This window comes from Streptomyces sp. NPDC027663 (assembly GCF_055566415.1).
The window spans coordinates 952,687-966,617 of the sequence record NZ_JBVHSK010000001.1 but is presented as its reverse complement, the minus strand read 5'-3'; the positions used below and the strand labels follow the sequence as shown (position 1 = coordinate 966,617).

Annotated in this window: 13 protein-coding genes and 1 pseudogene; 7 read left to right on the top strand and 7 right to left on the bottom strand. The window is 71.1% G+C overall.

Translation table 11 applies throughout. The features are described 5' to 3' along the window. Nucleotides 1-121 precede the first annotated feature (121 nt). Together ACZ4SF_RS04365 and ACZ4SF_RS04360 are read right to left on the bottom strand one after the other, a co-directional pair. Complete coding sequence (locus tag ACZ4SF_RS04365; RefSeq protein WP_468378010.1) at nucleotides 122-1,165, bottom strand: FAD-dependent monooxygenase; 1,044 nt, start codon at nucleotides 1,163-1,165, stop codon at nucleotides 122-124. An 85-nt stretch (nucleotides 1,166-1,250) separates the two neighbouring features. Further along, on the bottom strand, nucleotides 1,251-1,697 hold the full coding sequence (locus ACZ4SF_RS04360) for an Rrf2 family transcriptional regulator (RefSeq protein ID WP_468378007.1): 447 nt from the start codon (nucleotides 1,695-1,697) through the stop codon (nucleotides 1,251-1,253). A gap of 135 nt (nucleotides 1,698-1,832) precedes the next feature. Between ACZ4SF_RS04360 and ACZ4SF_RS04355 the strand changes: the two genes are divergently transcribed. The 3 genes from ACZ4SF_RS04355 to ACZ4SF_RS04345 all read left to right on the top strand — a co-directional run bounded on the left by ACZ4SF_RS04355 (nucleotide 1,833) and on the right by ACZ4SF_RS04345 (nucleotide 5,299). Beyond that, the gene (locus tag ACZ4SF_RS04355; protein ID WP_468378004.1) at nucleotides 1,833-2,516 is read left to right on the top strand and encodes a DUF3105 domain-containing protein; all 684 of its coding nucleotides are present in this window, start codon (nucleotides 1,833-1,835) and stop codon (nucleotides 2,514-2,516) included. Beyond that, nucleotides 2,513-3,145, top strand: coding sequence for a DUF305 domain-containing protein (locus ACZ4SF_RS04350; protein ID WP_468378001.1), 633 nt, complete (start codon nucleotides 2,513-2,515; stop codon nucleotides 3,143-3,145). The genes ACZ4SF_RS04355 and ACZ4SF_RS04350 overlap by 4 nt, the downstream gene beginning before the upstream one ends. A 210-nt stretch (nucleotides 3,146-3,355) precedes the next feature. Next, a complete protein-coding gene (locus ACZ4SF_RS04345) occupies nucleotides 3,356-5,299 on the top strand; it encodes a S53 family peptidase (RefSeq protein WP_468377998.1) in 1,944 nt (647 codons plus the stop codon). 60 nt (nucleotides 5,300-5,359) lie between these two features. Here ACZ4SF_RS04345 and ACZ4SF_RS04340 read toward each other — a convergent pair whose 3' ends face one another. Then, entirely contained in the window at nucleotides 5,360-5,623 is a 264-nt protein-coding gene (locus ACZ4SF_RS04340; protein WP_468377995.1) for a DUF397 domain-containing protein, read from the bottom strand. Between ACZ4SF_RS04340 and ACZ4SF_RS04335 the strand changes: the two are divergent. Next, nucleotides 5,614-5,880 (top strand): annotated as a pseudogene (locus tag ACZ4SF_RS04335) (ATP-binding protein); the annotation flags it as partial. The gene ACZ4SF_RS04340 and the pseudogene ACZ4SF_RS04335 sit on opposite strands and share 10 nt — an antisense overlap. A 36-nt stretch (nucleotides 5,881-5,916) precedes the next feature. Here ACZ4SF_RS04335 and ACZ4SF_RS04330 read toward each other — a convergent pair. The 4 genes from ACZ4SF_RS04330 to ACZ4SF_RS04315 all read right to left on the bottom strand — a co-directional run bounded on the left by ACZ4SF_RS04330 (nucleotide 5,917) and on the right by ACZ4SF_RS04315 (nucleotide 10,797). Beyond that, on the bottom strand, nucleotides 5,917-7,134 hold the full coding sequence (locus ACZ4SF_RS04330) for an MFS transporter (RefSeq protein ID WP_468377992.1): 1,218 nt from the start codon (nucleotides 7,132-7,134) through the stop codon (nucleotides 5,917-5,919). Between the two features lie 141 nt (nucleotides 7,135-7,275). After that, nucleotides 7,276-8,313 (bottom strand): endonuclease/exonuclease/phosphatase family protein, encoded by a 1,038-nt coding sequence (locus ACZ4SF_RS04325; protein ID WP_468377990.1) that lies wholly within the window; start codon nucleotides 8,311-8,313, stop codon nucleotides 7,276-7,278. A gap of 183 nt (nucleotides 8,314-8,496) precedes the next feature. After that, entirely contained in the window at nucleotides 8,497-9,132 is a 636-nt protein-coding gene (locus ACZ4SF_RS04320; protein WP_468377988.1) for a TetR/AcrR family transcriptional regulator, read from the bottom strand. Between the two features lie 78 nt (nucleotides 9,133-9,210). Beyond that, nucleotides 9,211-10,797 (bottom strand): MFS transporter, encoded by a 1,587-nt coding sequence (locus tag ACZ4SF_RS04315; RefSeq protein ID WP_468377985.1) that lies wholly within the window; start codon nucleotides 10,795-10,797, stop codon nucleotides 9,211-9,213. A 203-nt stretch (nucleotides 10,798-11,000) separates the two neighbouring features. Here ACZ4SF_RS04315 and panB point away from each other — a divergent pair, with 203 nt between their 5' ends. The 3 genes from panB (at nucleotide 11,001) to ACZ4SF_RS04300 (ending at nucleotide 13,927) form a co-directional block, all read left to right on the top strand. Continuing rightward, a complete protein-coding gene (panB, locus tag ACZ4SF_RS04310) occupies nucleotides 11,001-11,882 on the top strand; it encodes a 3-methyl-2-oxobutanoate hydroxymethyltransferase (RefSeq protein ID WP_468377983.1) in 882 nt (293 codons plus the stop codon). A 201-nt stretch (nucleotides 11,883-12,083) separates the two neighbouring features. Further along, nucleotides 12,084-13,109 (top strand): ATP-binding cassette domain-containing protein, encoded by a 1,026-nt coding sequence (locus tag ACZ4SF_RS04305; protein ID WP_468377981.1) that lies wholly within the window; start codon nucleotides 12,084-12,086, stop codon nucleotides 13,107-13,109. After that, nucleotides 13,106-13,927 (top strand): ABC transporter permease, encoded by an 822-nt coding sequence (locus ACZ4SF_RS04300; protein WP_468377978.1) that lies wholly within the window; start codon nucleotides 13,106-13,108, stop codon nucleotides 13,925-13,927. Before ACZ4SF_RS04305 ends, ACZ4SF_RS04300 begins: the two co-directional genes overlap by 4 nt. The last annotated feature ends 4 nt before the right edge of the window (nucleotides 13,928-13,931 follow it).

Genomic DNA, 13,931 nt, shown 5'->3' with positions numbered 1-13,931 from the left:
CGCCCTCGGGCGGCGCAGGCTCAGCAGGCTGACGATCCGCACGCCGAGGCCGGGCAGTTCCAGATCCGGCACGGGCGGCCGTGAGACCGGAAGGTCTCTCCGGCGCCTCGGCGAGCGGGTCTCAGGCGCCGAAGCGGAGGGCGCCCTCGCGGCCGGCCTCCTGGTTCGCGGCCACGTACGGGCGCAGTTCCTCCTCGTAGCCGGCGAAGGCCTTGGCGTGGTCGGCGCCGGACCCGGCGAGGTGCCGGGCGAGGGTGTGGGCGGCGATCAGTGCCTGCGAGGTGCCCATGCCCGAGGTGGGGGCGGCGCAGTAGCCGGCGTCGCCCACGAGGACCACCCGGCCCTCGGACCAACGGTCGAGGTGGACCTGGCAGGCCGAGGAGAAGTAGAAGTCGCCGGCGGCGGTCATGTCGTCGAGCAGCCGGGGCACGATCCAGCCGGCGCCGGCCATCCGTTCGCGGACGATCCGTTCCTGCTCGGTGCGGTCCAGCAGGTCCAGCCGTGCGGAGTCACTGGCGAAGGAGAGGCTGACGGACATCCGGCCGGTGTCGGCCGCGCTGAACGCGTAGACCGTCCGGCCGGGCGACTGCTGCAGCACGCCGCGGTGGTCCAGGCCGAGGTGGTTAGGCGCGCTGAAGCCGGCCCCGGACAGACCGAGGTGCCGGACGGCCTCCGCGTGCGGGGCGAAGACCAGGCGGCGTACCACGGAGTAGATGCCGTCGGCGCCGACGACCAGGTCGAAGGTGTCCGGTGCGGTGCGTTCGAAGCCGACCCGGACGCCGTCGGGGCCCTGCTCGATCGCGTCGACCGAGTCGTCGAAGACGTAGCGCACCCCGTCCCGCGTGCGCTCGTGCAGGATGCGGGTCAGCTCGCGCTTGGGCACTTCCAGTTCGCCGGCGAAGACCTCGGCGGGCAGCTCGCCGGCGCGGTTGCCGCCGGCGTCCAGCAGGTCGGTGCCGCGCATCCCGGTGGCGTGCCCGCGCACCTCCTCCAGGATTCCCAGTTCCTGGAGCACCTCGAAGGCCGCGCCCCGGAAGTCGACGGCGTAGCCGCTGTCCCGCAGTGCCGGTGCGCGTTCCACGACGGTGACGTCGTGGCCGTCGCGGTGCAGGAACCAGGCGAGGGCGGGACCGGCGACACTCGCGCCGGAGATCAGGACCTTCATGACGAACCCCCGTTGTCGTGTCGAGTCGGGGGCCAGCCTTCACCAGGCATCCCTGATGATCAACAGCTGTTTCCGGCCACGGGGTTCAGCCGGTTCCGGCCGGACCCCGGGAGATGCCCAGCAGCAGCGGGCCGGTCGGGTCGGCGACGATGTCGGCCACCGTGACCGGATCCAGCGCCGCGAAGAAGGCCTCCTGGGCCCGGCGCAGGGCGCCGCGCAGCCGGCAGCCGGAGTTCAGCGGGCAGGGGGTCGTGCCCTCGCAGTCGACCACGTCGCCGTCGCCCTCGAAGGTGCGGACGACCGCGCCGACGGACGCCGTACGGCCGCGTCCGGTGAGGGTCAGTCCGCCGCCCCGGCCGCGGCGGGCGTCGACCAGGCCCAGGTGCTGGAGTTCCGCCACCACCTTCGCGGCATGCGTGTACGGCACGTCCATGTCCGCCGCGACCTGACGGGTGGTGGGGCTGGTCCCATCGGCGACGGCGAGCCGCATGAGGACCCGCAGAGCCAGGTCGGTGGAGCGCAGCAACCGCATACCACGAGGGTAGGTAATGCGCATCCGCGGTTCAAATTATCGGTTCGGCGTGCCCTCTCTACGGACCGGCGCCTCGCGCGCACTACGATCAGCGGGCCCACCGTCCACGCACGTCTCCCGAGAAGGACACGCCTCATGGGTTCCGGCCAGAACAGCAGCACCGCGGCGCGCAAGGCGCGCATAGAGGAGATGCGGCGTACGGAGCGTGCGCGCGAGCGCCGCAACCGGGTGTTCACCGTCGCCGCCAGTGCGGTGGTCGTCGCCGGTCTCGTCGTCGGCGGTGTGGTCCTGGTGAGGTCGCAGAGCGACAGCGGCACGAACGACTCGGCCCCGAGCGGCGATGAGAAGGGCTCCGGGGACTCCGGGCACTTCACCAACGGCAAGGACGGGGTGAAGACCTGGTCGGGCAAGCTGTCCCGGACGCATGTGACGACCAAGGTGTCGTACCCGATGCACCCGCCGGTCGGCGGCAACCACAACCCGGTCTGGCTGAACTGCAACGGCGACGTCTACACCGACGCGGTGGCGGACGAGAACGCGGTGCACTCCCTGGAGCACGGCGCGGTCTGGGTGACGTACACCGGCAAGGCGCAGAAGGCCGACATCGACGCGCTCGCGGCGAAGGTGAAGAAGACCCCGTACTCGCTGATGAGCCCGTACGAGAACCAGGAAGCCCCGCTGGTCCTGTCGGCCTGGGGTCACCAGGTGGCCGTGAAGAGCGCGAAGGATCCGCAGGTGGACAAGTTCTTCGCCGCCTACGTCCAGGGCCGGCAGACGCCCGAGCCGGGCGCCTCGTGCACCGGCGGGGTCATGAAGTGAGGCGGCAGCACGTCGGCTGGGCCGCCGGGGCCGCGGCGGCGGTGCTCGTCGCGGCCGGCGCGGTCACGTACGCGGTCGCCGAGGACACGGGCGGACCAAGCACGAAGACGCCGGGCGCGGAGTCGGCCGACGCCGGGTTCGCGCGGGACATGGCCGTCCATCATCAGCAGGCCGTCGAGATGTCGTACATCGTGCGGGACCGCACGAAGAACGAGGAGGTGCGGCGGCTCGCGTACGACATCGCGCAGACCCAGGCCAACCAGCGCGGCATGCTGCTGGGCTGGCTGGACCTGTGGGGGCTGCCGAAGGTGTCGGCCGAGCCGCCGATGACCTGGATGGGCATGGGCGACATGCCCGCCGGCAAGGACGGCGCGCTGATGCCGGGGATGGCGACCAACACCGACCTGAAGAAGCTCCAGTCACTGAGCGGGAAGCAGGCCGAGATCTTCTATCTGCAGCTCATGACGGACCATCACAAGGGCGGCATCCACATGGCCGAGGGCTGTGTCGCCAAGTGCTCCGTGGGCGTGGAGAAGAGGCTCGCGCAGGGCATGGTCGACGCCCAGGAGTCGGAGATCCGGTTGATGGCCGACATGCTCGAGGCACGGGGCGCACAGGCCCGTCCGTAACACCGCCGTAGGGATGAAAGGCCCAAATCCCCCCGGGTGAAGGGTCCTTGAGCTTCTCTTGACCCCCACGTTCCCCTGGCATGAACGGTTCATCGCCAGAGTGGCCCCCATCGTGTGATCCATTCGCCGGCCGACACCGCCGCGGGCCGGCGCGCGGAACCGCGATGTTCCAGCCACTACATGCATGCGAACCGCATCGCAGGGGGTTCTATGAGATCCAACCGCGCCAAGGTGCGCGCCGGTGTGAGCATGGCAGCGACACTGCCCATGATCGCCGGCGCGCTGGCGCTGGGCATACCCGCGGCACACGCTGCGGACAGCCCCGCCCGTGACGCACTGAAGGGCAGCAAGCCGGCCTGGGCCACGGCCAAGGCGGACAAGGGCGCGACCTCGGACAGCGCCCAGGTCAAGGCCCGGGTCTATCTCGCCGGCAAGGACGCGGCCGGACTGGCCGCCTACGCCAAGGCCGTGTCCGACCCCGGTTCACCGCTGTACGGCAAGTACCTGAGCGCCAAGAAGACGCAGGCCCGTTTCGGGGCCACCAAGGCCCAGGTGGCCGCGGTCAGGTCCTGGCTGAAGTCGGCCGGTCTGACCGTCACCGAGGTCACCCCGCACTACGTCGCCGTCTCCGGTGACGTGGCCGCCGCCGAGAAGGCGTTCGGCACCCAGCTGCACAACTTCGCCAAGGGCGCGAAGACGTACCGTGCCCCCGCGCGGACGGCTTCGGTCCCGGCCGGCCTGAAGGGCGCCGTCCTGACCGTCACCGGCCTGGACAACGCCCCGCACAAGGCGAGCCACGACGACCAGCTGCCGCCGCCGGACGCCGTGTTCAAGAACTCCGGGCCGTTCTCGTCGTACTACGGCTCGAACGTCGCGAGCACGCTGCCGGACGCGTACGGCCACAAGATCCCGTACGCGGTCAAGGGCTACACCGGCAAGCAGCTGCGCGCCGCCTACGGCGCCGGCACCTACACCGGCAAGCACGTCCGCATCGCCATCACGGACGCCTACGCCTCGCCGACCATCGCCTACGACGCGGGCAAGTACGCGCTGAAGAACGGTGACGCGGCCTGGAAGACCGGCCAGCTGCACCAGGTGCTGCCGAAGAACTACACGAAGACCGAGGAGTGCGGCGCGGCCGGCTGGTACGGCGAGGAGACCCTCGACGTCGAGGCCGTGCACGCGGTCGCACCGGCCGCCGACGTCACCTACGTCGGCGCGGCCTCCTGCTACGACGACGACCTGCTGGACTCGCTCGGCAAGATCGTCGACAACCACCTGGCCGACATCGTCTCCAACTCCTGGGGCGACGTCGAGGGCAACCAGACGCCGGACCTCGCGGCCGCCTACGACCAGGTCTTCCAGCTGGGCGCGGTGCAGGGCATCGGCTTCTACTTCTCCTCCGGTGACGACGGCGACCAGGTCGCCAACACCGGGGTCAAGCAGGTCGACACCCCGGCCAACTCGGCGTGGGTGACCGCCGTCGGCGGCACCTCGCTGGCCGTCGGCAAGGGCGACAAGTACCTGTGGGAGACCGGCTGGGGCACCGAGAAGGCCTCGCTGTCGGCCGACGGCAAGACCTGGGAGGGCTTCCCCGGCGCGTTCACCTCGGGCGCGGGCGGCGGCACCAGCAAAACGGTCGCCGAACCGTACTACCAGAAGGGCGTGGTCCCGGACTCGCTCGCCAAGGCCAACAACGCCGCCGGCAACCGCGTCGTCCCGGACATCGCGGCCATCGCCGACCCGAACACCGGCTTCCTGGTCGGCCAGACCCAGACCTTCCCGGACGGCTCGGAGAAGTACAGCGAGTACCGCATCGGCGGCACCTCGCTCGCCGCTCCGGTCATCGCGGCGGTCCAGGCCCTCGCCCAGGAGGCGCGCGGCGGCAAGGCGCTCGGCTTCGCCAACCCGGCGATCTACGCCAAGCACGGCAAGAAGGGCGTCTTCCACGACGTCACGGACAACCCGACGGGCTCCGGCCTGGCGGTCGTCCGCGTGGACTTCGCCAACGGCCACGACGCCGCCGGCGGCCTGCTGACCTCGGTCCGCAGCCTCGGCAAGGACAGCTCCCTGTCCGCGGTGAAGGGCTACGACGACGTGACGGGCGTGGGCTCGCCGGCAGGCGGCTACGTGCAGTCGTTCCGGCGCCGCTGATCCAGCGGACCGGCTGAGGGGCGTGGGGTGCCGGGGGCCCCACGCCCCTTTGCGTTGCCGCTACTTGAGCGAGGTGATGAAGGGTGTCCAGGCGGTGGGGGTGAGGAGGAGGACCGGGCCGTGGGGGACCTTGGAGCCGCGGCCGGGGATGAGGCCGGGGATGTTGTCGGCGACTTCGACGCAATCGCCGCCGGTCCCGTTGCTGTAGCTCGACTTGCGCCAGAGGGCGGCGCCGGGGAAGTCGTGCGCCACTTCGACGCACTCCCCGCCATCACCGTTGCTGTAGCTGCTCTTGAACCAGAGCGCTTCACCGCGAGGGAACACCGGTGACCGTCCGGATCATCGGTACGACGGCTCCCGACCGCACCCGCGTGGAGGTGACCGACCCCGCGCCACGCGCGCTGCCCGTCCTGCTGTCCGCCACGGAGGCGGCGGAGTCCGGCCGGGGGCTGGTTCTCCTGGACGCGCTCGCCGAGCGGTGGGGCGTGGACCGGTACCCGGACCGCAAGACGGTCTGGTGCGAACTGGGCGTTCCTGCCCGGATGCATCCCGACCTTGTCGGCAGTATCCGCATCCCCTGAGCCGTCATTGCGCCGGGCGGGACTTGAGCGCCCGCGTCAGTGGTGCAGCGCCCCCGACTCCTCCGGCACGTGGGAGGTGACCACCCGGCCCGTCGACGGAGTCTCCCGGCGCCGGTCCACCGCGTACGCCACGCTCGCCACGCCCAGGCCCAGGACGGCCAGGGCGGCGCCCGCGAGTGCCGGGGACGTCGTGCCGAGGCCCGCCGCGAGGCTCAGGCCGCCGATCCAGGCGCCGCCGGCGTTGGCCAGGTTGAAGGCCGCCTGGTTGGCGGAGGAGGCGAGGGAGGGGGCCGCCGCTGCCTTCTCCATGACCATCAGCTGGAGCGGGGAGCCGGTGATGAAGGCCGCCGTGCCGAGCAGGGCCACCGCGAGGGCCGCACTCCACTGCGCGCGCATGAGCAGGGGGAAGAGCGCCAGCACCACCGTCAGGGAGGCCAGGCCGCCGTAGAGGGTGCCGCGCAGGGAGTGGTCCGCGAGGCGGCCGCCGAGCAGGTTGCCGGCCGTGGCGCCGACGCCGAACAGGGCCAGGAGCAGGGTCACGTTCGTCGCGGCGAAGCCGGCCGTGTCCGTCAGCATCGGCGTGACGTAGCTGTACGCCGCGAAGAGCGCGCCGAAGCCCGCCACCGTGGTGCCGAGGGCCAGCCAGACCGGCAGGGACCGCAGGGCGGCCAGTTCGCCGCGCAGGCCGGCCGACGCGGCCGCGTGCTCCCCGTCGCGCGGGACGAGGAGCGCCAGCGAGGCGATCGCGGCCAGGCCGATCACGCTCACGGCCAGGAAGGTCGCGCGCCAGCCGAAGTGCTGGCCCATGAGTGTGGCGGCGGGGACGCCCGCGATGTTGGCGACGGTCAGGCCGAGGAACATGAGGGACACCGAGCGGGCCTTGCGCTCCGGCGGGACCATCGCGGTGGCGACGACGGCGCCCACGCCGAAGAAGGCGCCGTGCGGCAGGCCGCTGAGGAAGCGGGCGGCCAGCAGGGAGCCGCTGCCGGGGGCGAGCGCGGAGAGCGCGTTGCCGGCGACGAAGAGGACCATCAGGGCGATGAGGACCGTGCGCCGGGACATGCGGGCCGTCAGGGCGGCCAGCAGCGGGGCACCGATGACGACGCCGAGCGCGTACGACGAGACCAGATGCCCGGCGGCGGGGATCGAGATGTGCAGGTCGTCCGCGACGTCGGGGAGGAGCCCCATCATCACGAACTCGGTCGTACCGATGCCGAAGGCGCCGACGGCGAGGGCGAGCAGGGCCAGGGGCATGAAGGACCTTTCGGAGAGTGGTGCCGTACGGATGTCAGCCTATGTTCCCGTACGGAACAAACTCTCTCAGGTCCAGTATTCCAGCGGGTTGCGCCCTGGTTGCGGGTGTGAGCACCTTCACGTCCACGGCTGTGGAACGGGTCACATCTTCACGCGGGCCGCCACCGGCAGGTGATCACTGTTGGTGCGCGGCAGCGTCCAGGAACTCTCCGGCTCGACGCCCTTGACCATGATCTGGTCGATCCGCGCCATCGGGAACGACGCCGGCCAGCTGAACCCGAAGCCGCTGCCGGCCGCGCCCTGCGTGGAACGCAGCTGCGAGGTGACGGCGTTGAGCGAGCGGTCGTTCATCGTGCCGTTCAGATCGCCGAGCAGGACGACCCGCCGCACGGACTCGTCGGCGATGGCCTCGCCGAGCGCGTCGGCGCTCTTGTCCCGCTGCCGGGCGGTGAACCCGGCCTCCATCTTCACGCGCACGGACGGCAGATGGGCGACGTAGACCGCGAGCGGGCCCTGGGGCGTGGCGACCGTGGCGCGCATCGCCCGCTTCCAGCCGAGCTTGATGTCGACGGCCTCGACGCCGGTCATCGGGTACTTGCTCCACAGGCCGACCGTGCCGACCACCGCGTGGTACTTGTACGTCGACGCGAGCGCCTTCTCGTACACGGGGACGGAGGAGGCGGGCAGTTCCTCCAGGGCCAGCACGCCGGCACCCGAGGCGGCCACGTCCCGGGCGGTCGCGGCCGGGTCCGGGTTGTCGGCGTTGACGTTGTGCGTGGCCACCATCAGACCGGTGCCCCCCGCCGACTTGTCGGTGAGCAGCCCGCCGAAGAGGTTCAGCCACACGATCGCGGGCAGCACCACGGCGATGAGGGCGGTCGCCGACCTGCGCAGCACGCCGATGCCGAGCAGTACCGGGATGGCCAGGCCCAGCCAGGGCAGGAACGTCTCGGTCAGACTGCCCAGATTGCCCACGACGTTGGGGATGTGCGAGTGCACCAGCATCACCAGGGCGAGGAGCAGGGCCAGTACGGCGAGGACGATGCCGCGGCGCCAGATGCCTGGATCACCGCGCCAGCCGGCGAACAGGCGGTGCGCGAGGCGCCGAAGCCGCGATCCCGGTCGCCCGGGTCCCGAGTCGCCGCTCGCCGTCTCCGTCATGTACGCCTGCTGCGCCATACCGTCTGCCTCACTGCCTGCCGTGCACACCGTTCGTCCCCCCGTGCTCTTCCGACCCTAGGGGATGATCGGCTCCGTTCCCGCCGTCCCGTGACGGCCGTACGGAAGACGAGGACGAACAGGGCGGGCCCGGGAGTTCCGGTTACCGCCGGGACCGGCGTGGTCTGTGACAGAACGCGCACATTAGTGCCCCGCGGGCGGAGAGCTGACGGGTCGTAGGCCGGCCAGGACGGTGTCGAGGATCTGCTCGGCCAGCCCCTCGGGCAGCTCGGCGTCGGGGCGCAGCACGGACCGGACGAGGATCGGACCGACGAACAGGTCGTTCGCGAGTTCCACGTCGACGTCCGGCCGGAGTTCGCCGTTGCGCTGCCCCCGGCGCAGCACGTCGAGCACGAGAGCACGCCGGGGCGCTATCACGTTGTCGTGGTACGCCGCCCAGAGCCTCGGGCTGCTCTTCATCTGGGCGTGGACGTTGTGCAGGAGGGCCGAGGACCGGCTGGCCAGCCCCCGCTGCCGCAGGTTCTCCAGCAGGACGAGCAGGTCGTCGCGCATGGACGTGCCGGGGAGTTCGGGGTCGGGCGGCTCGGCGGCACGCACGACGTCGATGAACAGCTCGTCCTTGCCGCTCCAGCGGCGGTAGATGGTGGCCTTGCCGACCCCGGCGGTGCGGGCGATGCGCTCCATGGAGAGTTCGGCCAGGGGCACGCCCTCCTCCAGGAGCTGCATCACGCCCTCCAGGATGGCCCGTTCCACGGCCTCGCTGCGGGGCCGGCCCCGTACGGGACCGGCAGGGCGCGGCCGGCTGTCGGCAAGGCTCACGTCGTTACGTCCTCTCAACTGTGCTGCGAGGATTGTCCCGCAGCTGCCTCCTTCCCCCGTGGAAGCGCTCTTGGACCCTCAGTCCGTGGCGCCGACCAGTTCCGGCTCCTTCTTGTCCGGCCTGCCGGCCGGCGGCTTGCCCGGCAGGAACAGGGCCGTCACCACGGCGCCGAGGAGCGCGACGCCCGCCCCGCACAGGGCGGTGACGTGCATGGCGTGCAGGAACGCGTCGTCGGCGGGGGCGATCAGGGCCTCGCCCCGCGGGCCGAGCTTCTCGGCGACACCCAGGGTGGCCTCGATGGACTCGGCGGCGGTGTCGCGCAGGCCGGGCGGCAGCTGGCCGAGCTTGCCCTCGATGCCGTTGCGGTACGCGGTGGCGAGGACCGAGCCGAGGACGGCGATGCCGAGCGCGCCGCCGACCTGGCGGAAGGTGTTGCTGAGCGCGGAGGCGGAGCCGGCCTTCTCGCGCGGCAGGGCCTGCATGATGACGACCGAGGTCGGGGTCATGATGTGCGCCATGCCGGCACCCATCAGGAAGAAGACGACCTCCAGGAGCCAGATCGGCGTGTCCGTCTCGAAGCCGGCGAAGGCGACCAGCGTCCCCGCGATCAGCACCAGGCCGGCCGTGGTGGTGGCCTTGTTGCCGATCCGGTCGACCACCAGCCGGGCGCCCGGCGCGAAGATCAGCTGGGCGGCGGCGAGCGGCAGCATCAGCACACCGGACTCCAGCGGGGAGTAGCCGCGCACGCTCTGGGTGTAGAAGACACCGAAGAACGTGACGCCCATCAGCGCGAAGAAGACCAGCGCGATGGCGCTCATGGCGGCCGAGAAGACCTTGTTCTTGAAGTAGGTCACGTCCAGCGACGGGTGGTCGCTGCGCTTCTCGAAGGCGACGAAGGCGGCCAGCACGACGAGCCCGGCGATGATGGTCGCCAGGACCTTCGGGTCGGTGAAGTCGGCCAGTTCGCCGCCCTTGATGATGCCGTAGACGAGCAGCACGAGGCCGACGACGGACAGCACGACACCGACCGGGTCGAGGCGGCCGGGCCGCGGGTCGCGGGAGTCGGGCACCAGCCAGGCCATCAGGACCAGCGCGATGATCACGATGGGCACGTTGACCAAGAAGACCGAGCCCCACCAGAAGTGGTCGAGGAGCGCGCCGCCGGTGATGGGGCCGATGGCGATGGCGAGGCCGACGCCGCCGGCCCAGAGACCGATGGCCTTGGGCTGCTCGTCGCGCTCGAAGACGTTCATCAGCACGGCGAGGGTGGCGGGCATGACGAAGGCGGCACCGAGGGCCATCAGCGCGCGGAAGGCGATCAGCTGGCCCGGCGAGCCGGACTCGGCGGCCAGGGCCGAGCCGATGCCGAACACGGCGATACCGCCGAGCAGCACCTTCTTGCGGCCGATGCGGTCACCGACGAGTCCGGCGGTGAACAGCAGGCCGGCGAAGACGAGGGTGTAGGCGTTGATCGCCCACTCGATCTCGCTCTGGGTGGCGCCGAGGCCGGTGGGCGCCGGGGTGGAGATGGTCTTGATGGCGACGTTCAGGATCGAGTTGTCGAGCACCACGATGAGCAGGCTCAGCATCAGCACGCCGAGGATCGCCCAGCGGCGCCGGTGCACCGCTTCCGGTATTCGGGAGGCAGGGACGGAACTTGTCATGTGTCCGACCCTACGACAATTTCGATACGGAACGTTCTCGTATCTTATTTCTTTGCCAAGGTCTTACACGACGGGCCGGACGGCCGGGAGATACGCGGGGATCACAGGGGGTCCCCCTGGTCCTGACTGGCACGAGGTGCCACCATGGAGACGATCCGGGGACACCGTCAGGGTGCCTCGAGATGACTGAAGGAGCCGTTGCCATGACGCAGCTTTCGGCTGCCCAGAACAAGCCTTCCGACGGCAGCAAGGCGCTGTACGGGGGCCTCTACGGAGGAAAGGGCAGCACCCGTCGCATCACCGTCCGCGACATCGCGCTCGCCAAGGAGCGGGGCGAGAAGTGGCCCATGCTCACCGCCTACGACGCGATGACCGCGTCCGTCTTCGACGAGGCCGGGATCCCGGTGATCCTGGTCGGCGACTCGGCAGGCAACTGCCACCTCGGGTACGAGACGACCGTACCCGTCACCCTCGACGAGATGACCATGCTGTCCGCGGCCGTCGTCCGCGGCACGCAGCGGTCGCTGATCGTGGGCGACCTCCCCTTCGGCTCCTACCAGGAGGGCCCGGTGCAGGCGCTGCGCTCGGCGACCCGGCTGGTGAAGGAGGCCGGGGTCGGCGCGGTCAAGCTGGAGGGCGGCGAGCGCTCGCACGAGCAGATCCGGCTGCTGGTGGAGTCCGGCATCCCGGTGATGGCGCACATCGGCCTGACCCCGCAGTCCGTGAACGCGATGGGCTACCGCGTACAGGGCCGGGGCGAGGAGGCCGCGCAGCAGCTGCTGCGGGACGCGAAGGCCGTACAGGACGCGGGCGCCTTCGCCGTCGTGCTGGAGCTGGTGCCGGCCGAGCTGGCCGCCGAGGTCACGCGCGTGCTGCACATCCCGACCGTCGGCATCGGCGCGGGCCCGGAGACGGACGCGCAGGTCCTGGTGTGGACCGACATGCTCGGGCTCACCTCGGGCCGGGTGCCGAAGTTCGTGAAGCAGTACGCGGATCTGCGTGAGGTGATGACCGGCGCGGCCAAGGCGTTCGCCGAGGACGTCGTCGGCGGCGCGTTCCCGACGGAGGCGCACTCCGTCCACTGATCCACCGTCGCACCAAGGACAGCCCGCCGATCTTCCCCCGTCGGCGGGCTGTCCCTTTGCCCCGGGCCGCCCGCCCGGCAGGCGGTGCCGTGGCGGCCGGCCGGCGCCCCAGGTCCGTGTCGGTGCCGCGCCGGCACCCTGTCGGCACCCTGTCGGCGGCCTGTCGGTGGTTTGTCGGTGGGCGCTGGCACTGTCTTCCCCATGACACGCATCGACGACAACCCCGTCGGCGGACACTCCGCCGTGACCGTGCGGGGACTGGTCAAGCACTACGGCGAGACCAAGGCACTGGACGGTGTCGACCTGGACGTGCGCGAGGGCACCGTGATGGGTGTGCTCGGGCCGAACGGCGCCGGCAAGACCACCCTCGTACGCATCCTGTCCACCCTGATCACCCCGGACGCCGGACAGGCCACGGTGGCCGGCTACGACGTCGTACGGCAGCCCCGGCAGCTGCGCCGGCTGATCGGCCTGACCGGCCAGTACGCCTCCGTGGACGAGAAGCTGCCGGGCTGGGAGAACCTGTACCTGATCGGCCGGCTGCTGGACCTGTCCCGCAAGGACGCGCGCACCCGCGCCGACGAACTGCTGGAGCGGTTCTCGCTGACGGAGGCCGCCCGGCGGCCCGCCGGAACCTACTCCGGCGGCATGCGCCGGCGGCTGGACCTGGCCGCCTCCATGATCGGCCGGCCCGCGGTGCTGTACCTGGACGAGCCGACGACCGGCCTGGACCCCCGCACCCGCAACGAGGTGTGGGACGAGGTCAAGGCGATGGTCGGCGAAGGCGTCACCGTGCTGCTCACCACCCAGTACATGGAGGAGGCCGAACAGCTCGCCTCCGAGCTGACCGTCGTGGACCGGGGCAAGGTCATCGCCACCGGCGGCATCGAGGAGCTGAAGGCCCGCGTCGGCGGACGCACCCTCCGGGTGCGTCCGGTGGACCCGCTGGAGCTGCGCCCGCTCGCCGGGATGCTGGACGACCTGGGCATCACCGGGCTCGCCGCCACCACCGTGGACACCGAGACCGGGACCCTGCTGGTGCCGATCCTCAGCGACGAGCAGCTGACCGCGGTGGTCGGCGCCGTCACCGCACGCGGCATCACCCTCTCCTCCATCACCACCGAACTGCCGAGCCTGGACGAGGTGTTCCTGTCCCTCACCGGCCACCGCGCCGGTGCCCCGCAGGACGCCACGCCCGCCGACGACCGCCAGGAGGTCGCCGCATGAGTACCGCCACCCTGTCCCCGGCCGCCGCGAAGGCGGACACGCCGATCTCCGTGCGGGCCCATCTGCGGCACACCGGCGCACTGATCCGCCGCAACCTGCTGTGGATCCGGCAGGACCCGGAGTCGATGTTCGACGCCGTCCTGTTCCCGGTCGTCTTCACTCTGCTGTTCGTGTACGTCTTCGGCGGCTCCATCGGGCAGTCGCTGGGCGGCGGCCAGGAGCGGTACGTCCAGTACGTGATCCCCGGCCTCATGGCCATGATGGGCATGAACATGGCCCAGGGCGTGGGCACCGGCTTCAACCAGGACTTCAACTCCGGCGTCATGGACCGTTTCCGCTCGCTGCCCATCGGGCGCGGCTCCGTCCTCTTCGCGAAGATCGCGGTGGAGCTGATGCGGATGCTGTTCGCGACCGCGGTGCTGATGGTGGTCGCCGTCCTCGTGGGCTACGACATCAAGCACTGGGCCGGCCTGCTGGCCTCGATCGGGCTGTCCGCGGTGTTCGGCTCGGCGCTGATGTGGGTGTTCCTCACCCTCGGCGTGGTGATGAAGAACGCCCAGTCGGTGCAGGCGATGGGCTTCCTGGTGCTGATGCCGCTGCAGTTCGGCTCGTCGATCTTCGCGCCGACCGCGTCGATGCCGGGCTGGCTCCAGTCGTTCACCGACTACAACCCGCTGTCCGCGCTGGCCGACACCGCGCGCGGCCTGATGGAGGGCGGCCCGGTGGCCCACGACCTCTGGGTCACCCTGATCTGGTCGGTGGGGCTCACCGCGGTCATGGCGCCGGTCGCGATCCACAAGTTCCGCACGAAGAGCTGAGGCT